Below are 17,737 nucleotides of genomic sequence, written 5' to 3'. Positions count from 1 at the left end.
ACCGTCGAACCGTTTCTCTGGAGATCCTGTCCTCTGAATTGCCTAATTACTGGTCGCCGACCGCAGGTACCGTCCCAGTGCCTCAAGCGTAAAAATTAGCGGATACAGCTCTTCAAAGTACCAAAGTCTGGCAAAATACAGGCCGATGGGGGTTGCCTGAGTCACTTTTCCTTCTTCCACGGCTCGCACAAGCCACATCACTCCTCGGCTTCGCGCCTCGAGCCCGTCTTGATGTGGGAGGGCAGAGAGCGCTGCCACCGCGAGAGCTGTCTCCTCTATCGAGCCGGAATGATCCCGGTAACTTGCCTGGCCCGGCGTTGGCAGATTGTCAGTCCAGAAACCCCAGCCCCAGCTTCCATCGGGATTCTGGTTTCCAGCCAGCCAGCAGACGGCCCGCCTGCAACAATCCGTATTGTGGGCATCCAGGTCTGCAAAAGCAAGTAAGCACTTCGCGGTGCCATAGACGGGATTAGCCTCACCGGGAAGCCACTCGTTTCCGAACCAGAGAGGTAACCAAAAGCCTTCCTCCGCTTGACAATTCACGAGGAATCGCATCCCCTTGTTCAACGCCTGGATCAACCGTTCCCTGAACACGACTCGCCTTTTCCATAGACGCTCAATGAAGCGGCGCAGCGGCGGTGAAAAGCGTTCTGAAAAATCCAGACACTGAACTTCCTCCGCCTGGGCGTCCAAGTGCTCGAAGACTTTGCTCCAACCGTGGAGTGCCCGAATCGCATGGGCTGTCAGATCGACAGCGCTGCGGTCAAACGGGAAACGGCCCCAGCCACGACAAAACGTTGGCCAGCCCCCATCCCGATTCTGCAGGCCCACCAGCCAATGCAGCCCCAGAATGACGTGTGGCCAGAGGCGGGCCCTTTCTGCGGCACTGATTTGTGGCCAAATGTGACACAGCGCCAGCAGGGCACCAGCAGTATCGTCGGCATCTGGTACCGCACCCGTTTGATCAGTCCACCCCCAGCCTCCTGGTGCAGCTCCGGTGAACGGGTGGATCTCCAACCATTGACACCGCGCAAGCCAATCCAGGGACACAAGAGAGCCGAACGGGACGTCTGACGCTGTCTCTTCCGGCCGACCAGCATGCACCGCATTTATTGCGAGCGTGGTCAACCACGTTGCCAGGTCAACATCGACCGGCCAGCTCCCGTCTCCGCGCTGATTCCGAAGAAGAAAGTCCAACGCCCTCGCCGTGATCGGATGATGCGCCAGTCCCGCTGTGCAAAGGCACATCGCCACGAACGACGTGAGAGGAATGGCCTCCAGATAGCCCCCGCTGTTCGGTTGCATTTTCAAAGCAACCTGGAGACATCGTGATTGAACTGCGTCGCGAATCAACCGAAGAGGCGGGAAAGAGCTTGGACATTTTTTGTGGCGTGCTAGCCCCACGGCCACCAGGGCAGGAATCGCATAGCTGACGACCGGCATCCTGAGAAACCGGTAGACGGACTGGGGAAACGCCGCCAGTTCGAAGGGAAGCTGAGGGACGTTTTCCCAAGGAAAGATCCCGGCAATTGCACAGTTGGTGAGGATCGGAGCGACAAACGTCTGGTCAGCCCCGTAGCGGTTCCTCAGGCCTTGCAGTTCGCCTTGAGACCTGAGATAGGCTTGAGCTGCCGCCAGAACGTCCTCGCAGTATCCTGCTTGACCCGCCAGATGGATAGCTGCTGTGACAAGATAGGTTGTCGCGATATTAGATCGGGAACGCTCCGTATCCCCCCAACCCCCATCTTTTTGCTGAGTTTTCTTAAGATAATCGAGACCCGCGGAAATAGCCCCGTCCAGGCTGCCAGGGCTCGCGGAAAAGATCGCCTTGTCGGACGTATTTTGTCTATAAACCGCCAGCGCGGAAATGGCCGTTGCGGTGGCTAGTGGTGAAGAGCACAAGTGCCCACGCCAGAATCCCTCGGGCAACCGCCTGGCAACCAACAGATCCCAAACAGATCGAAGAGCTCGTTCGATCCGAGCCACCGTTAACGCTTCACCCATTGCCATTCCGAACTTGTTCAGTCACCCGCCGAAGCAAAACCGGCCGACTGCGGGACGGGGAATCAACGTTCACTGAAACAATTTCAAACCAATCAAACTTCTCCGCCGTACACTCCGTAAGTGCCGATTGAGCGTATTATAATCGGCAGAGATAAGACGTCTGCTATTTGATGGACATGGTTCCGATGACGTTCCCTCCGCTGCATTACAGGAAGCGGTTGTATGATAATCCCGCGATTGTTATTTCGGGCAATAACGAGGGTTTCCCCGCGCAATCTGTACAACGCCTGGCGACTGTGGTTTGTGCCGGGTTTCGCGGCGTTGCGGAAGTTCCGCGAAAGACAGGCAACAGGGCAATTCTTTCCACCTTTTTTCTTCATTGCCCTGACGGACGCTTGTAATCTGCAGTGTCGGGGATGCTGGATCACCAGCCAAGGGAAACCTCGACAGTTGTCGCTGGAAGATGTCACAACTTTTATCAACTCAGCCAAACGTCAGGGGAACCGATTCTACATTTTGCTGGGCGGGGAACCGTTTCTTTACAAGGACCTTATCACGCTTTTGCAAACTCACCGTGACTGCTATTTTCAGATCATCACCAATGGCGTGCTGATTTCGCCAGAGAGCGTCCGAGAGATTGCTCGCGCTGGAAACGCAACCCTGCTCATCAGCGTCGACGGTTTCCAGCCGGCCAACGATTTCCGTCGAGGGGAAGGCGTGTTTGAGCAAATTATCCATGCCATGAAGTGGCTCAAAGAGCATCGGGTGCTGTTTGGAATCGCCACAACATTGACCTCTACCAATTGGGAGGAGGTGTTAAGCCACGAATTCATTCGCTGGGCCGATTCGCAGGGGGCGATCTATTTGTGGTATTACATCTACCGCCCTGTCGGACCAACCCCTACACCGGATTTGGCCCTGAACCGTGAGCAGATCGCTGCGGTTCGCAGGCGTCTGCTGGCGTTGCGGAAGGAAAGTCCGATTATCCTGATCGACACCTATTGGGATGCCGCAGGTCGAGCCGTGTGTCCGGCAGCGGCAGGATTGGGTTATCACATTGGACCGGCCGGAGATATTGAGTTGTGTCCGCCGCTTTCCTTTGCCACGGCAACGATTCGAGATAACAACGGTGATCTTTCCCAGACGATCCAGCATAACAGTCTCCTTAGAGATTTCCGGCCGTTTGTCCATGCCCGTACGCGCGGCTGCGTCATTCTTGAGCACCCGCAGGACCTGATCCAATTCCTCAGGGAGCATGACGCCCGGGATACGAGCGGCCGTGATGCGTACCTTGAACTCGGCCAGCTTCAGCCGCGTCCCAGTCATCACCTGCCCGAGGCTGAAATTCCTGAAGACACCTGGCTCTATCGCTGGCTTAAGAAAAACCTCTTCTTTGGCCTGGCCGCGTACGGATAATCCGTCGGGTGCTGGGAAAAAACCGCTATAATGCACAGAAAAGTGGCGAGATATGCCAAACCGTCAGGTGGGTCCAAGTCCATTTTCGAATCCATTTTCGAACCGTCAAGCTGGAATCCCGATTCATCACCATCGTCGAGAGAGGAGATGTCCATGATTGTTTACGTCGTGCGACACGCATGGGCGGAGAAACCCGACAGCTCACGGTGGCCTGATGATAGTCAGAGGCCCCTCACCGACGAAGGAAGGCGTCGCTTTCGCCGCTTCGCCCGACGACTTATCAAACGGGGCCTCAAAATAAGGTTGATCGGCACCAGCCCTTATTTGCGGTGCGTGGAGACAGCGGAAATCCTCATGTCTGCTACCAGGGAAACAGTCTGCGTTGAGGCGGTGCCGGCACTGGCTCCCCAGGGTAATTTCGACGAACTGATGGAGTGGTTGGCAAAACATTCCTCCGATCCGGGGCAAAATATCGCCCTGGTCGGCCATGCTCCCGATGTCGGTGAACTGATCAGCCGGCTCGTCGGTGGCGGAAAATTCGACTGCGCCAAAGGTTCCGTGGCAGCGATTGAATTCAAAGAGCAACCGAAGCCGGGCGAGGGCCAACTTCTTTTCCTCGTCACAGCCAGCCTGCTGAAGTGTTAAGGCGGGACGCTCATCAGGCATAGAACGCAGAAACCGCCGGTCTTTTCGGGTTCTCCCACAAGGGGGATAATGATCTGCAAGTGACGCAGCTGCGAAGGGCTACGTCCCGAAGAACCAAGACCACGGAGAACGTCGCGGATGATTGCTACTTTCGAATATATCGAGCAAGTCATCAATACGTGCAAAAAAGCGGCGCAGGCCAATCTGGAAACACCCAGCCGTCGGGGTAATCTCATCATGCTGACGTCGGAAGATGGCACCGACGTGATGATCACGGGGGATTTGCACGGGCATCGACGTAACTTCAACCTCATCAGGCGAATCGCCGCTCTCGATAAGAATCCCGGCCGCCACCTCGTCATCCAGGAGGTGTGTCATGGAGGCTTGACGTATCCCGATGGCGGCTGCATGTCTCACACCGTTTTGGAAGACGTCGCAAAATTGAAAACCCAGTATCCCGATCGGGTCCATTTCATTCTCGGCAACCACGAGCTCGCCGAAATGACTGATTACCCCATTCAGAAGAACAAACAAATGCTCAATTTTTTGTTCAGGCTGGGCATTCAGCACGTGTATGGTCCTGCCGCCGACCGGGTCCGTCAGGCTTACATTGAGTTTATTCAAACGTGTCCCCTGGGAGTCGTTATTCCCGGAGGTGTGGTGGTGACGCACAGCCTCCCTGAAAATGTGGACAAGCAAGGATTCGATGTGAGTGTTTTCCATCGCCCCTTGGACATCCTGGAATTTCTCGAGCATCGCAGCGTCTTCCGATTGGTTTGGGGGCGCGACTACCGAGAGGAAAATGCAGCGGCCTTCGCGCGACTCCTTCATGCCAACGTCCTCATCCACGGTCACGAACCCTGTCCGGAAGGATACGCGGCACCGAACAAAGTGCAGATCATACTCGATTGTTCCGCCGAAAAAGCAGGATACGTCATTCTGCCACTTGACCGCCAGGAACCATGGACCCATGAGGAAGTTTTGTCACGGGTCAAACTCCTGGCGTGATGGTCCAGGCCCGGGGCATGACGCCAGTGATGAACCCGGCTCTCTGATGCCCGTGAGATCCGACGGTCGGGACCATACCTTGTGAGCGGTCCGCTCCACCTGTGTTAGCTTTTCTTTAATTCCGCTTTCCGGCCTTTTCGATTCCCGGAATCCGCCTAAAATTCAACCGGTTCAACGCCGGAACGGTCCGGCAAGAGGGAATAATTCAGCTCGAGGAGGATATCACTTCACAGCGTTTTGGAGGTTCCACGATCATGGTTTCCATTTCACGTCGTGATTTGTTGCGGGGGCTGGGTGCTGCTTTCGGGGCTCTCCTGACTGGGAAGTCTCTTACCAGGAGGGCATCGGCTGAAGAGGGGGCAAAAGCAGGGACGTTTCGATTCGTTCATTTGACTGACATCCATGTGCAGCCCGAATTGAAAGCCGCTGAGGGCATGGCGGCTTGTTTAAAACACGTCGCGCAATTAAATCCGGCCCCCGACTTTATCCTCACCGGAGGCGATCTGGTGATGGATGCGCTGGAGCAGGACGTCCAGCGGACAACGCTCCTTTTTAAGCTGTTCACGCGGGTGCTTCAGGACAACACAAGCCTGCCGGTACACCACTGTATTGGTAATCACGATGTGTTCGGCTGGGGCAAAAAGCACGGGGTAACACCGGAGACCCCTGGGTACGGAAAAAAGATGTTCTGTGAGGTATTCGGCTACGAGAAAACCTATTACACGTTCGACCACAAAGGCTGGCGATTCTTCCTCCTCGATAGCGTCCAACCGTCGGAGAAACTTCTTTATGAAGGAGGCCTCGACCCGGAACAATGGGAATGGTTGGAGGAGCAACTTCAGAAAAAACCGGCCGGCATGCCCGGCATTATCGTGAGCCATATTCCGTTTGTGACAGTAACTGTCCTGCCAGATGCGGTACAGGACTCTCAGTTCCGCATCGGGGCGGGCAGCCTCTGCACAGGCGCCCAGAAATTATCCCTGCTGCTTTCCCAGCACAATGTACGTTTGGCGATTTCCGGGCATATTCATATGGTTGACGAGGTCGAGTACCGGGGTGTCAAGTACGTCTGTGATGGCGCTGTTTCCGGTCGATGGTGGAAGGGCGCTAACAAAGGGTTCCCCGAAGGGTATGGCGTCTTCGATCTCAGTCCTGACGGTTCCGTGAAGTACCAATACGTGACGTACGGTTGGCAAGCCGCTCAAACATGACCGCTGTGGTCACATAACGTTTGATGGGCCTTCGGGATGAAAGGGCCTCTTTGACGCTTTGCGACTAGGGCGGTGGGCCGCGCTTCTTAATTCAGCGACCAGAACAGCAGGCGTGTAACCTGTTAGGGATTACCCCCGTAAAGTTTTCGCACGCCTGAGTGTTCCCGGATGAGAACACCATTCCTTATGTCATCGCGACATTGGGCCACAGGGAACCGACACTCAGGTGATGGGACTGGGTGGTTTCAGGAACCGCTGGTAAACCCGCGGCCCTCCCAGAACCGCCAGCAGATAGGCGATGTCTGACTCCCGCCACCAGCCGAGGCTTGTGCGGCTGGTTTGCAGTTGCGGGAAGTACGGAGGAAAACTGGGAAAATCGGGCAGATTCAGAGTGAGAACGAAGAGCGAACCACGTTCCCCGCTGGGCTGCGTGATGTCAAAGACGACCGCGCGGTTCGACGCAACGGTAGCCTGCCGCCAGGTGATCGTGCTGCCTAAATACAAACGAATTTCCCGACTGAAACGGGCATGAGCCGGTGGCGGATGTGAACTGACGGGCTGACCGGTACCGAACTCGTCGAGCGTTTGCTCGAAAATTCGTGCTACTTCGTTTGCGATTTCTACGGGTGAAGGTGGTCCAGTCCGCCTTCGCCTGCGCCATAGCCAGAGGCCGACACCTCCGAGCACGCTGGCGCAAATTGCGGAAACGCCCGCGGCGATCCATACACGACGTGAAATTTGCCGCTTCGCGTGCAACTGATCTCCAGCAAGTGCGCGCGCTCCATCACCCACCCATCCTGGTTGTACGTTATCCGGAGTTGTGGCGTCGTCGCTTCCCGAGGGAGTCGCAATTCGCAGCTCGGTTCCCAGCCGCGAGATAATCCGCTCTTCTAAGCCCAGCCGGGGGGGGACCGTTTGTAGGAGGCGAGCGAGCTCAACATCCTGTTGCTGCAATTCCCGCCAGACCGACGCCAACTCGGGATGCGCTGCGATCCGCCTCTGCAATTCCTCCATAAAGGGATCTTTGGGCGATCCCTCGTGCGGTCGCAAACATTCCAGCAGTTGCCAGTCGGGGATATCTTTCGGGTCCCAATCCATCGAGTTTGATGACCGCTCTGGAAATTCTTTCTGATACTATTCCTGCCAGTTCGAGTCAGCCTTCACAGATCACTATCCTGTCGAGTCGCTGCGAGCACTTTTTTCCGAAGCGCTTCCTTTGCCCGGGATAGGCGACTCATGACAGTTCCGATAGGGATTCCCAGTTGTTCGGCAATTTCTCGGTATGAAGCCTCCTCGAAATAAAACATCAGCAAAATGACCCGTTGTTCATCAGAAAGCGCATTCAGTGCATTTTGAATTAACTCGCCATCGACCTCGTCACTGTCGCCAGATTCCAATACCATGATTTCTTCTGCCTGGTCACCGAGCGGGCGCACTACTGTTCCTCGGCCTCGGCGGTGCCTGACCAGGAACTGGTTTCGAGCAATCGTGAATAACCAGGACCTGGCCGACTCCGGGTTTGCGAGCTGATGGATGTTCTTAACCGCAGCCAAAAAAGTCTCCTGCGTCAGGTCCTCGGCGTCCGCCGCTGAGCCCGTCAGTCGGTATGCGTACCGGTACACGTCCTGCGCATACCGCTTCACGAGTTGCTCGATCAAAGGCGGCACCGAACCCTCGCCCATGACACTCGTCCTTACAAATGATGCGCCCAATCTCGCCATTATTCCTTGCTGTATTATCCTCTTTGAGCCATCAGAGGAAAACCGGCGGCGTCAATCGCTTTTTTGTTTTTTGCCGCCGGTGCCCATTTCACTGCAAAACGGTCCCAAAATCGGTGGGAATAAATCTGGCCCGACACGCATCCATACGGATATACGCCCGGCGAATGGCGCCGGGCAGGTCAGGAGGGTTAGGTGTCTTTTAACGAAAGGGTTTACTTCATGAAGCGTTTGGCTGTGTTGCTTGTGGTGTTGGGTCTTAGCGGTCTGTTCGTCGGCTGCCAAAAGAAGGAGGCAGCACCTGCGCCAGCACAACAACCTGCTGCCACTTCCACGGAACAGGCAGGTGGTACTGAACAGAAGCCCGCCGAACAGCAGGCACCCGCGGGCGAGCAGGCCCCGAGCGGCGGTGAATCCAGCAGCCAGGGAAGTGGCGCGCAACAGTAAGCCGTTGTTCACGGGTATGGGATGAGTTCCAGGTCCTCATAACTGGGAACCTGCGAAACCCGCTTGCAATCAGAAAGCACTACAAACACCCCTGCAGCCTGAAACTCGCAGGGGTGTTCTCTTTATCAAAAGCGCACCAGGTGAGGACGCATTATTTACCGTTTTCGACGACGGGATCCAGTAATATTGATCCCCGGTGAGGGATGAATTGTGTTTCGTCGCGGGCCCCGCCGCCCCCGCTTAACGGCGATCAATTTCACTTCATCCAGCGGCTTGCCAATCTGTTTTCGCAGGAGTTGAATCCGGTCGCGAATGGCCGCCGCTCGTTCAAACTCCAGGGCTTCCGCCGCTGCCATCATTTCGGCTTCAAGTTCGGCAATGTATTCCTCGGTTACGTACTCTATCTCGTTCGTGCGTCCCACCATTGCGTTAGCACGAGCGTGAGCCGCGGCTTCCGCTTCGATGCCAGCGCGAAGATTCTTGCGAACCGTTTCCGGGGTAATTCCATGGGCTTTGTTGTACTCTTCCTGGAGCTTTCGACGCCGCCGCGTTTCCTCCACCGCCCTCTGCATGGAGTCGGTAATTCGGTCTGCGTAGAGAATAACCTTTGCATTGACATTGCGGGCACAGCGGCCGATGGTCTGAATGAGCGAGGTCTCACTGCGGAGAAATCCCTCCTTATCGGCATCCAGAATTGCCACCAGGGAGACCTCTGGGAGGTCAAGCCCCTCTCGCAAAAGGTTGACCCCTACAAGCACGTCAAACTCCCCCTTTCGGAGATCTCGCAAAAGTTCCACCCGCTCAAAGGCGTCGAGTTCGCTGTGGAGCCACTTGCATCTGATATTCTGTTTGGTCAGATAATCCGCCAGGTCTTCCGCGAGACGTTTGGTGAGTGTCGTCACCAGGCAACGTTCTCCCTGAGCCGCCCGCTCACGCACCTGGGTAATGAGGTGTGGAATCTGATTTTTCGCTGGAACGATCTCCACCTCGGGGTCAAGCAATCCCGTGGGACGGATCACCTGTTCCACCACCTCTCCCCCCGCCTGCTCAATTTCATACGGCCCGGGTGTTGCGGAAACGAAGATCACCTGATTGATTTTCTGCTCCCACTCCTCGAACTTGAGCGGCCTGTTGTCAAGGGCGCTGGGAAGCCGGAAACCGTGCTCAACGAGCGTCAGTTTTCGGCTATAGTCCCCCCCATACATGCCACGGATTTGCGGCACTGTCACGTGGGACTCATCCACAAACAGGAGAAAATCATCCGGGAAAAAGCTAAAGAGGGTCTCCGGGGGACTCCCTGGTGGCCGACCGGCCAGATGGCGACTGTAATTTTCGATCCCGGGACAGTACCCCACTTCCTGCAATAACTCCAGGTCGTACCGGGTCCGGGCGCTGAGCCGCTGAGCCTCGAGGAGCTTTCCCTGGCTTTTCAGTTCAGCAACCCGCTGCTCCAGCTCCTCTCGAATACTCTGGATCGCCGCCTGGATGCGCGACTCCGGGAGGACAAAGTGCTTCGCCGGGTAGATGAACACCTGATCGTGCTTTTGTAGCACCTGTCCCGTCAGGGGATGGATGGACGCAATCTGCTCCACTTCATCCCCCCACAATTCAATTCGATAGGCAAACTGCTCGTAGCTGGGAAAGACCTCCACGCAATCCCCGCGGACCCGGAATCGCCCCGGCTGGAACTCAAAATCGTTGCGTTCATATTGGATGTTGATCAACTTCATGAGAAGCTGGTCACGGTCGACGATCTGGCCGCGCTGCACGCTGACCATCATGTTGCGGTAGTCCTCGGGTGATCCCAAGCCGTAAATACAGGAGACGCTGGCAACAATGATGACGTCCCGGCGTGTCATCAGCGCACTCGTAGCCGCCAGCCGGAGGCGATCAATTTCTTCGTTGATGGAGGCATCCTTCTCGATGTAAATGTCCCGCTGAGGAATGTAGGCCTCCGGCTGGTAGTAGTCGTAGTAGCTTACGAAATAGTGGACCGCATTGTAGGGAAAGAACTCCTTGAATTCGGCGTAGAGCTGTGCGGCGAGGGTTTTGTTGTGGGACATCACCAGGGTCGGTCGCTGCGCGAACTGAATGACGTTCGCCATCGTGAATGTCTTTCCCGAACCAGTGACACCCATGAGCACCTGAGCCCGCTTCCCCTTCCGCAAACCTTCGCAGAGGGCAGCAATGGCCTTGGGTTGGTCTCCCGCCGGTTTAAAGGGGCTTACGAGTTGGAACATCGTTGGCTCCCACCCCGTACATACAAAATGTGGGCACAGGCTTTGGGCTGGCAATCAACCGAATCGCAGCTCTCGCGGTCGTTCATACTCCATCGGGAGTCCTGGTGCGGTGGCGATCGGCGGCGCGGCGGCCTTCTTTCTTTCATTGTACCGCGAGACGATGGTGACGGAGGTGTTCGATTGCCCCATGGCATGGAACCACCTAAAATGGGGTAGATGACGAAGTCCCTTATATTCAAACTTGCCCACGTGCGCTATGGACGACGATATCTACCAGGAACGCATTCTCGAACACTACGAATGCCCCTACCATAGAGGGAAATGCCCGGGCTGTACGCATTGCCATGAAGACCGCAATCCGCTTTGCGGAGATGTGGTTCGAATGGAGTTACGAATTGTCAATGGAGGAAAGATCGAGGACATCTATTTCGACGGCGAAGGTTGCTGCATCAGTCAGGCGGCGGCCTCGATGCTCACGGAACTGTTTGACGGGAAGACGGTGGAGGACGTAAAAAAGTTCAGCGCAGAGGACATGCTTCGTTACTTTGGTCCCCGGCTGACCCCGAATCGCCAGAAATGCGCGCTCCTCCCGTGGCGAGTTCTCCAGGCCGCCATTTACTCTCCGTGTGCCGAGGCCCATTCGAATGGAACTCCCCAGCCCCTACCAACTCAATAACCAATTGAAAGTTCTGGGCACCGGTGAATCAGGCCGGAAGAGCTGAAAGGTCATCGACTCTCCGGGGTTTGTCACTCTCAAACGGGTGAACCTTCCGGGCACCTTCACTCGGTTTTCGATCCTGATGCGGAAGAAGCCAGGAACAACCGACGAACTTTTCAGCCCATGCTGGAAATACTCTGGCGGGTTAGTCTGTGCTTCTCTGGCCGCTACAATTAAACGACGTACCTCTCGAACGTGAGTCGCGACACTTGCCCGGTAGAAGAGTCAGCTTCCGGATACCGCCAGGTTTGGGCACGCTAGGCACTGTCCAAACGCACATTGGCCAAGAAACCACCGCTTTCTACCGGCTTCAGCTCATTGAGGGCATACCAGCTAAGCGAGGCCAAAGATGACGATTTCCGAACCGGCTGTTTCCTTTGATCCACTGGTGTATCGCCAGGACTTTCCCATTCTTCAGCGAGAAGTGCATCCAGGGCGTCCGCTGGTCTACTTTGACAATGCTGCCACGACGCAACGGCCCCGGCAGGTTATCCAGACCATCGTTGAGATGTATGAAAAGCATTATGCGAATGTGCACCGGGGTATCCACACTCTTGCCGACGAGACGACCGAGCTCTACGAAGAAGCACGCCGTCGAGTCTGTCGGTTCATTAACGCACGGTCGGAAGAAGAAATCATTTTTACCTCTGGCGCAACCGCCTCCATCAACTTAGTCGCCCGGGCATGGGGAGATGCCAACATCAGACCAGGCGATGAGATCCTGGTGACCGAGATGGAACACCACTCCAACCTCGTGCCGTGGTTTCAGCTTGCTGAACGTCGAGGGGCCACGGTTCGCTTCATCCCCATCAACGATCAGGGGGAACTTGTTCTGGACAACCTGGATACACTCTTGACCGAACGAACGAAAATCGTTGCCGTCACCGTCGTCTCCAATGTCCTGGGTACGATTAATCCCGTGGAATCGATCATTCGGGCGGCACATTCGGTCGGAGCCAAGGTTCTTGTAGACGGAGCTCAAAGTGTCCCGCACCTGGTAACGGACGTTCAAAAAATGGATGCCGACTTCCTGGCGTTCAGCGGCCACAAGATGCTCGGTCCATCGGGAATTGGGGTCCTATACGGAAAGCGCGAAATTCTGGAAGCGATGCCGCCCTTCATGGGCGGTGGGAGCATGATTCGGGAGGTCCGGCTCGATGGCTTTGTGCCGGGCGATCTCCCGTACCGCTTCGAGGCGGGAACGCCACCGATCGTGGGAGCAATTGGTCTTGCGGCCGCCATTGATTATTTGGAACGAATCGGCCTGGAGCGTATCGCAGTCCATGAAAACCAACTGACCGTCAAACTCCATGCCGCCCTTGCCGAAATGCCGCGGGTTCGCGTCTTCGGACCGGCGCCTGATAAAAAAGGGGGGATCGTCAGTTTCGTCGTCGATGGCATTCACGCGCACGACGTGGCCCAGCTGCTGGATTCCGTGGGTGTTGCCGTTCGGGCAGGACATCACTGCGCGATGCCCCTTCACAAACGGTTGGGGGTCGTGGCCACGGCACGCGCCAGTTTCTATTTCTACAACACACTAAACGAGATTGATCAGTTGGTGGAAGGTCTGGAAAGGGCACAACGTATTTTCAAGAAGCGGAGCGAGAGGCGGTGAAGCGGGCCAATCAGCATCTGATTCTGACGTTCCGGCGGATCCAAAGATCGCTGTAGGTCGTCTTCGTCGTCTTTTTGGCGATGTGACCTACGTTGGTCACTTCTCGCCCAATGTGAAAGAAAAAGGCCTGTCCCGAGGATGCTTTCCCGCAGCTCATGGGACAGGCCTCTGAGCCCTCGATATCCACAACGTGGCTGGGGCTCGCATGTCGCTCGCGATGACTTCCCTGTCATCAATGGGAAGGGGCACAACCGGCACGTGGCGAACCGAATTCAGTGCTGGTCGGTGGCCAAGAACCAACACTGAAGGCCCCACCCCTCGGCGACAGCTCGGACGGACAAACGTGCTATACTCATCACTTAGGACAGAACGCAGTGTACAAAAATACACGTGAATTACGTCCTTTCTGTCACCCTGCGTTTCCATCATGCGCAGGGGCTCTCCAAGAGTCAAATGGACTATTTGTGTTGCCAGCCGATAGACCGGACACAAACCTGCCGGGAACCGAGAAATGCTGTCACTCCCGAAGAGGGGTATGGCAGCTCGGTGGAGCCACGCTTAACGATCAGACGTCCCGAGGCGAGTTGAACGCACCAGTCCGCGACGGTAAGTTCAGCAGGTTTTTAGGAAGGCGTTCCACTTTTTTGGAGTCTCTCCTGATACCGTAGTAGTAATATCCATTTGAACACTTTCCCGGGCAACCAATGGTAGGAAGCCGGTGAAATCACCGCCTATCTCGTGTAGCTACATAGCATCGTATTTGACCATCTTACAGAGGGGGAATAGCCGCAGGCTATTCAGAGCGTTGTGTTCTACCTACCGTGGTAAGTAAGAACCAGTATCTGGGCAGGTCAATCCCATCAGGTGGGACAGAGAAGGTGACACACTTTCCGCGTGTCATGCGAACAGCCGGTTAGCATCGGAGCGAAAACCATCGCGTAGGAGGGAAATCACCTCCCAGAAAGTATGGCTATGGGAGCCTTTACCCAGCTATTTGGGGAGAAAGATAAGAGAAATAAAAAATTATGTCCTTTTTGTGTAGTGGTAGGCTCTTTCCCGTCCGCCGAGGGATGCCCCGGATCGAGTGGTCGCTCACACTGGATCTGCGCCGTCACGCGTTCTGGAAGCCGACGTAACTCTCGCTGTGATCTAGCGTAGGAAGCTCGCCCACAGGCTTTCATATTGCTTAACGACGCGCCACCAATTGAAGTGTTCTGCTACCCGTTTCTGATTGCGGCCTCCGAGAAGAGCCCCGTACTGGCGGTTATGATAATGCTTCAAGATTGCGCGCCGAAACTGTTCTTGATTCCTGTCGTGGACAAGTTGATCCTTGCAAAGGGGTCCAAGAACCTCACGCACACCTTCCGCTTCCACGCACACGACTGGTTTGCCGGCCGCCATGGCTTCTAAAAGGGCATTGGGCATTCCTTCCCATAGAGAGCTCAGCAAGAACAAATCGCAGCTTCGAAGAATTCCCAGAACATCATCCCGAAAGCCTACCAGGCGAACAGCCTTTTCGATTCCCTCTCTGCCGATGATGGATACCAACCGTTCTTTTTCCGGACCTGATCCCACGATGACAAGTCGAAGGCCCGATAACTCTCGCAAGAGGGGGGCCAGTGTCTTCAGCAGCCAATCGAACCCTTTTTGCCGCTCCAACCGCCCCACCGCAACCATATAGAACTCGTCGTTTTCAAAAACAGACGATCCGGTATGTGCGTCCCCTTCTGCCGCCCCTTTAACGCGTTCAGACACTCCACCGGCCAACCCAGCGCAACAGCCGGCGGTGTCCCGCCGGAATAGTTTTCCTAGATCCACGGGTTTCTGAGAACAGATCGCCGCGACATCCACGGCGTTGGGAATAACCATCAATTTTGACTCAGGGAGCATTCCCACTTCCGCGGAAAACCTGGCCACGGCCTCACTCACGCAGACGTATTTGTCCACCCAGGCAGCGGTCAATCGATCGAGCCACAAATGCCAGGGATGCTCCCGCTCTGCTACCCGAACACCGCAGATCACCGTGGGAACCCCCGCTATTCTGGCAGCCAATCGCCCCACGAAGTTCGCATGAAAAAGAAAACTCTGGAGAATCCTTGGACGGAAGCTCCGAAGGTGTTTCACAAGTTTCGCGATCCCTGCCGCCAACTCGACGAGATTTCTCACTCCCAGAAACGCAACGGGAATTTGGCACTCATCGAGGCGGTCGACAAGGTGCCTGCGCTGCGGCATTTCAGACAGGACAACCACATACGGATCGAAGAATTGCCGATCGAGCCGACATACCAGTTCGACCATGAATTTTTCCGCACCCCCAATCTCCAATTCGGTGATGAGAAACGTTATGCGCCAAGGAGGAGACATTGGTCACTTCAACTTCGCTGGTCATCCGAGCCGTGGGATCTGCCGCTTTCGGGACAGCACCTTTGTTCCTTTGTACCTCCGTATTATTTAACCGGCTCTCTCCGGCTACAATGGGAATAGCTGCTGAATAAGATGACGGTGTGGGTGTTTGCCTGATGTTTTCAGATCACCACTGTGTCGCGACGATTCTCATCGGTCCGACGGGGTCCGGCAAGACACCGCTTGGAGAGTTAATTGCGGGTCGTGGGCTGTCGGATGGGCCTTATGTCCATTTTGATTTCGGTCATCAACTCCGGTTGATCAGCAGCGGGGAAAGTGCGGCACACGCTCTCATCCCCCAGGATCGGCAGATCGTCGCTGAGGTTTTGTCTACCGGGCGGCTCCTAAAACCGGAGGAAGGCCACCTCGCAACGAAAATATTGCGATGGTTCCTTGACAGTGCACGTCGCCAGGTCGCTCCCAAAACTCCCAAACTGGTACTCAATGGACTACCGCGCACTGTGGACCAGGCGGGCCTCCTCGAGGAATTCATTCGTGTCGAGAGAGTCATCCTTTTGGATTGCGACTTGCGGACTATTCTGAAGCGTATTCAGAAAAACACTGGCGGGGACCGAACCGGCCGGCAGGACGATACCCCGGAGCTTGTTCGCTTCAAATTTGAGCAGTATCTGGCAGAAACGAAACCTGTCGTCGACTACTATGCGCGTCGGCAAGTTCCCGTTTTCAGGATAGGAATCCGCGAAAATACATCTCCCGAGGAGCTCTACCAGGTCCTGCGGGAAACACTTGAAAAGGCCTCCCCGAACATGTCTCTCTGTGCCAGGACAACACAGCACCATGATGGCCCTCTCTCCAGAAGTTAAGGAATGGTGTGAGCGGCTGCACGCCGCAGGGTTGGCCGTATCGCGAGAGGCGGTGGCGCGGATCTGCGAAACGGTTTCTTTCCGGACTTTTGAAGATTTCGTGCGGCATCTGGAGCAACTCGGTCAGCTCACCCACTGGCAGGCTCAGCAACTGCTGGCTGGACGCCCGCGATTTCTCATTGGGAAGTATCGGCTTCTGGGGACCCTCGGTCGTGGGGGAATGGGAGAGGTATTTCTCGCCGAGCATGTGACGATGGAACGTCGCGTGGCAATCAAACTCATCGATCCACGCCTTCCGCCTCCTGCTCTAGAGAGGTTCTTCAATGAAGTCCGCATAATCGCGGCTTTGGACCATCCGAACATTGTCCATGCGTACAACGTGGACCTGGAAAACGGCCAATATTACCTCGTCATGGAGTATGTGGAAGGGGTTGATCTGGAACAACTTGTTCGAAAAGAGGGACCGTTGCCGTGGCGACGGGCCGCGGGTTTGGTCCGACAGGCAGCCGCTGCACTTGGATATGCGCATGATAAGGGGGTGGTCCACTGTGATATCAAGCCTGCGAACCTGATGGTTACTCCGCAAGACGTTGTAAAAATACTTGACCTCGGGCTGGCCAGACTTCGCAACAGTCCGGCGGGACAATCATCCGAGACAGCCGTGGTGGGAACCATTGATTACATGGCACCGGAGTTGGCTCTTCAGCCTGAGTCCGTCGATGGACGGGTGGACATATATTCTCTCGGCTGTGTTCTGTTCTTTCTTCTCGTTGGAAAACCACCCTTTCCTGAAGGGAGCCTGTCCGAGCGAATTGTGAAACATCAGACCGCGCCCCCGCCCGATCTTAAAAAACTCCGGCCTGATGTCCCCGAGGAATTAAATCTGCTCTATCGGAAGTGCCTGGCCAAGTTGCCCGGCGAACGGTTTCAAACGGCGGAGGAACTTGCTCGGGCACTGAAGGCCTGCCTTGACCTAGCGTCCCCGGGGTTAGTCCGGGCAAAGGCGTTACCAGTCGCTACCCCGATTGAACCGGAGGAACCGTCCGTCCCTTCGGCGGCCAGCGGTCAAGGTCAAAACCCCATTGCGGACCAGGCTAAGACACTGCTTGCCGGGGATCAGAGAACTTCCAGCTTGAAGTCTGAGCCCGAAACTTTCCCCATTTTTCCTGTCTTCTTAAAAAACAGCCTCTTCCGTGTTGCAATCATTCTCGTTGTGGCTTTGGGCATTGGCGGTCTGCTCATCTTGATAAGCTCTCAGGTGGGTGGTCCCAGCACCTCCGAAGGCCTGAAGAAGCCTTCACAGTCTGGAAGCGTCTCAACACAGACGGATAGCAGCGCCCCGCCCCAGCGCGCTCCCGAAGATGATCCGGAGGAGTTCCGACGACGGATCGAACAATGGATGAGATCCCAGGCGGTGAAGCAGAACGAATCTGGCTTACGTTCTCCGAAAGAAAAGACTGGTCAGGAGTCACGCAAATAGGACCGGTC

At 55.7% G+C, this 17,737-nt stretch carries 15 protein-coding genes; 9 read left to right on the top strand and 6 right to left on the bottom strand.

What is annotated here, in order from left to right; translation table 11 throughout:
* Nucleotides 1-42: 42 nt before the first annotated feature.
* Entirely contained in the window at nucleotides 43-2,004 is a 1,962-nt protein-coding gene (locus THTE_RS08905) for a prenyltransferase/squalene oxidase repeat-containing protein (RefSeq protein ID WP_095415104.1), read from the bottom strand.
* 222 nt (nucleotides 2,005-2,226) lie between these two features.
* Between THTE_RS08905 and THTE_RS08900 the strand changes: the two genes are divergently transcribed.
* The 4 genes from THTE_RS08900 to THTE_RS08885 all read left to right on the top strand — a co-directional run bounded on the left by THTE_RS08900 (nucleotide 2,227) and on the right by THTE_RS08885 (nucleotide 6,284).
* Nucleotides 2,227-3,420 carry a radical SAM/SPASM domain-containing protein gene (locus THTE_RS08900; RefSeq protein ID WP_095415103.1) on the top strand — a complete coding sequence of 398 codons (1,194 nt, stop codon included), beginning with the start codon at nucleotides 2,227-2,229 and terminating at the stop codon, nucleotides 3,418-3,420.
* 153 nt (nucleotides 3,421-3,573) lie between these two features.
* Nucleotides 3,574-4,065 (top strand): phosphohistidine phosphatase SixA, encoded by a 492-nt coding sequence (gene sixA, locus THTE_RS08895; protein ID WP_157731970.1) that lies wholly within the window; start codon nucleotides 3,574-3,576, stop codon nucleotides 4,063-4,065.
* 138 nt (nucleotides 4,066-4,203) lie between these two features.
* On the top strand, nucleotides 4,204-5,073 hold the full coding sequence (locus THTE_RS08890; protein ID WP_095415101.1) for a metallophosphoesterase: 870 nt from the start codon (nucleotides 4,204-4,206) through the stop codon (nucleotides 5,071-5,073).
* Nucleotides 5,074-5,327: 254 nt separating this feature from the next.
* Nucleotides 5,328-6,284, top strand: a complete 957-nt coding sequence (locus THTE_RS08885) for a metallophosphoesterase family protein (RefSeq protein WP_095415100.1) — start codon at nucleotides 5,328-5,330, stop codon at nucleotides 6,282-6,284.
* A 222-nt stretch (nucleotides 6,285-6,506) separates the two neighbouring features.
* On the opposite strand, the gene THTE_RS08880 is transcribed toward THTE_RS08885, so the two are convergent.
* Both THTE_RS08880 and THTE_RS08875 read right to left on the bottom strand, forming a co-directional pair.
* Complete coding sequence (locus THTE_RS08880; RefSeq protein ID WP_095415099.1) at nucleotides 6,507-7,382, bottom strand: hypothetical protein; 876 nt, start codon at nucleotides 7,380-7,382, stop codon at nucleotides 6,507-6,509.
* A 62-nt stretch (nucleotides 7,383-7,444) separates the two neighbouring features.
* A complete protein-coding gene (locus tag THTE_RS08875; RefSeq protein ID WP_157731968.1) occupies nucleotides 7,445-7,966 on the bottom strand; it encodes an RNA polymerase sigma factor in 522 nt (173 codons plus the stop codon).
* Nucleotides 7,967-8,197: 231 nt separating this feature from the next.
* Between THTE_RS08875 and THTE_RS08870 the strand changes: the two genes are divergently transcribed.
* Nucleotides 8,198-8,449: a hypothetical protein gene (locus THTE_RS08870; protein ID WP_095415097.1), complete on the top strand. Its 252-nt coding sequence runs from the start codon at nucleotides 8,198-8,200 to the stop codon at nucleotides 8,447-8,449.
* Between the two features lie 155 nt (nucleotides 8,450-8,604).
* Here the strand turns inward: THTE_RS08870 and uvrB are convergent, their stop codons facing one another.
* Together uvrB and THTE_RS18535 are read right to left on the bottom strand one after the other, a co-directional pair.
* The gene (uvrB, locus tag THTE_RS08865; RefSeq protein WP_095415096.1) at nucleotides 8,605-10,689 is read right to left on the bottom strand and encodes an excinuclease ABC subunit UvrB; all 2,085 of its coding nucleotides are present in this window, start codon (nucleotides 10,687-10,689) and stop codon (nucleotides 8,605-8,607) included.
* Between the two features lie 54 nt (nucleotides 10,690-10,743).
* A complete protein-coding gene (locus THTE_RS18535; protein ID WP_257789939.1) occupies nucleotides 10,744-10,878 on the bottom strand; it encodes a hypothetical protein in 135 nt (44 codons plus the stop codon).
* Nucleotides 10,879-10,945: 67 nt separating this feature from the next.
* On the opposite strand from THTE_RS18535, the gene THTE_RS08860 reads away from it, so the two are divergent.
* Both THTE_RS08860 and THTE_RS08855 read left to right on the top strand, forming a co-directional pair.
* On the top strand, nucleotides 10,946-11,365 hold the full coding sequence (locus THTE_RS08860; protein WP_095415095.1) for an iron-sulfur cluster assembly scaffold protein: 420 nt from the start codon (nucleotides 10,946-10,948) through the stop codon (nucleotides 11,363-11,365).
* A 391-nt stretch (nucleotides 11,366-11,756) separates the two neighbouring features.
* Complete coding sequence (locus tag THTE_RS08855) at nucleotides 11,757-13,022, top strand: aminotransferase class V-fold PLP-dependent enzyme (protein WP_095415094.1); 1,266 nt, start codon at nucleotides 11,757-11,759, stop codon at nucleotides 13,020-13,022.
* A 1,149-nt stretch (nucleotides 13,023-14,171) separates the two neighbouring features.
* On the opposite strand, the gene THTE_RS08850 is transcribed toward THTE_RS08855, so the two are convergent.
* Nucleotides 14,172-15,386: a glycosyltransferase gene (locus THTE_RS08850; RefSeq protein ID WP_095415093.1), complete on the bottom strand. Its 1,215-nt coding sequence runs from the start codon at nucleotides 15,384-15,386 to the stop codon at nucleotides 14,172-14,174.
* Between the two features lie 155 nt (nucleotides 15,387-15,541).
* Here THTE_RS08850 and THTE_RS08845 point away from each other — a divergent pair, with 155 nt between their 5' ends.
* Both THTE_RS08845 and THTE_RS08840 read left to right on the top strand, forming a co-directional pair.
* Nucleotides 15,542-16,249 carry an adenylate kinase family protein gene (locus THTE_RS08845; RefSeq protein WP_095415092.1) on the top strand — a complete coding sequence of 236 codons (708 nt, stop codon included), beginning with the start codon at nucleotides 15,542-15,544 and terminating at the stop codon, nucleotides 16,247-16,249.
* Nucleotides 16,224-17,729: a serine/threonine protein kinase gene (locus tag THTE_RS08840; RefSeq protein ID WP_095415091.1), complete on the top strand. Its 1,506-nt coding sequence runs from the start codon at nucleotides 16,224-16,226 to the stop codon at nucleotides 17,727-17,729. The genes THTE_RS08845 and THTE_RS08840 overlap by 26 nt, the downstream gene beginning before the upstream one ends.
* Nucleotides 17,730-17,737 lie beyond the last annotated feature (8 nt).

This window comes from Thermogutta terrifontis, from assembly GCF_002277955.1.
GTDB classification, from domain to species: Bacteria; Planctomycetota; Planctomycetia; order Pirellulales; family Thermoguttaceae; genus Thermogutta; species Thermogutta terrifontis.
The sequence above is the reverse complement of the archived record's forward strand: the minus strand, read 5'-3'. Positions and strand labels throughout refer to the sequence as shown.

What these genes read in the sequence shown, in the direction of transcription:
- sixA (WP_157731970.1), top strand. Translation starts at nt 3,574, where the DNA reads ATGATTGTTTACGTCGTGCGACACGCATGGGCGGAGAAACCCGACAGC.
- THTE_RS08905 (WP_095415104.1), bottom strand. Translation starts at nt 2,004, where the DNA reads ATGGGTGAAGCGTTAACGGTGGCTCGGATCGAACGAGCTCTTCGATCT.
- THTE_RS08885 (WP_095415100.1), top strand. Translation starts at nt 5,328, where the DNA reads ATGGTTTCCATTTCACGTCGTGATTTGTTGCGGGGGCTGGGTGCTGCT.
- THTE_RS08850 (WP_095415093.1), bottom strand. Translation starts at nt 15,386, where the DNA reads ATGTCTCCTCCTTGGCGCATAACGTTTCTCATCACCGAATTGGAGATT.
- THTE_RS08875 (WP_157731968.1), bottom strand. Translation starts at nt 7,966, where the DNA reads ATGGGCGAGGGTTCGGTGCCGCCTTTGATCGAGCAACTCGTGAAGCGG.
- THTE_RS08855 (WP_095415094.1), top strand. Translation starts at nt 11,757, where the DNA reads ATGACGATTTCCGAACCGGCTGTTTCCTTTGATCCACTGGTGTATCGC.
- THTE_RS08860 (WP_095415095.1), top strand. Translation starts at nt 10,946, where the DNA reads ATGGACGACGATATCTACCAGGAACGCATTCTCGAACACTACGAATGC.
- THTE_RS08880 (WP_095415099.1), bottom strand. Translation starts at nt 7,382, where the DNA reads ATGGATTGGGACCCGAAAGATATCCCCGACTGGCAACTGCTGGAATGT.
- THTE_RS08840 (WP_095415091.1), top strand. Translation starts at nt 16,224, where the DNA reads ATGATGGCCCTCTCTCCAGAAGTTAAGGAATGGTGTGAGCGGCTGCAC.
- THTE_RS18535 (WP_257789939.1), bottom strand. Translation starts at nt 10,878, where the DNA reads ATGGGGCAATCGAACACCTCCGTCACCATCGTCTCGCGGTACAATGAA.
- THTE_RS08900 (WP_095415103.1), top strand. Translation starts at nt 2,227, where the DNA reads ATGATAATCCCGCGATTGTTATTTCGGGCAATAACGAGGGTTTCCCCG.
- THTE_RS08890 (WP_095415101.1), top strand. Translation starts at nt 4,204, where the DNA reads ATGATTGCTACTTTCGAATATATCGAGCAAGTCATCAATACGTGCAAA.
- uvrB (WP_095415096.1), bottom strand. Translation starts at nt 10,689, where the DNA reads ATGTTCCAACTCGTAAGCCCCTTTAAACCGGCGGGAGACCAACCCAAG.
- THTE_RS08845 (WP_095415092.1), top strand. Translation starts at nt 15,542, where the DNA reads ATGTTTTCAGATCACCACTGTGTCGCGACGATTCTCATCGGTCCGACG.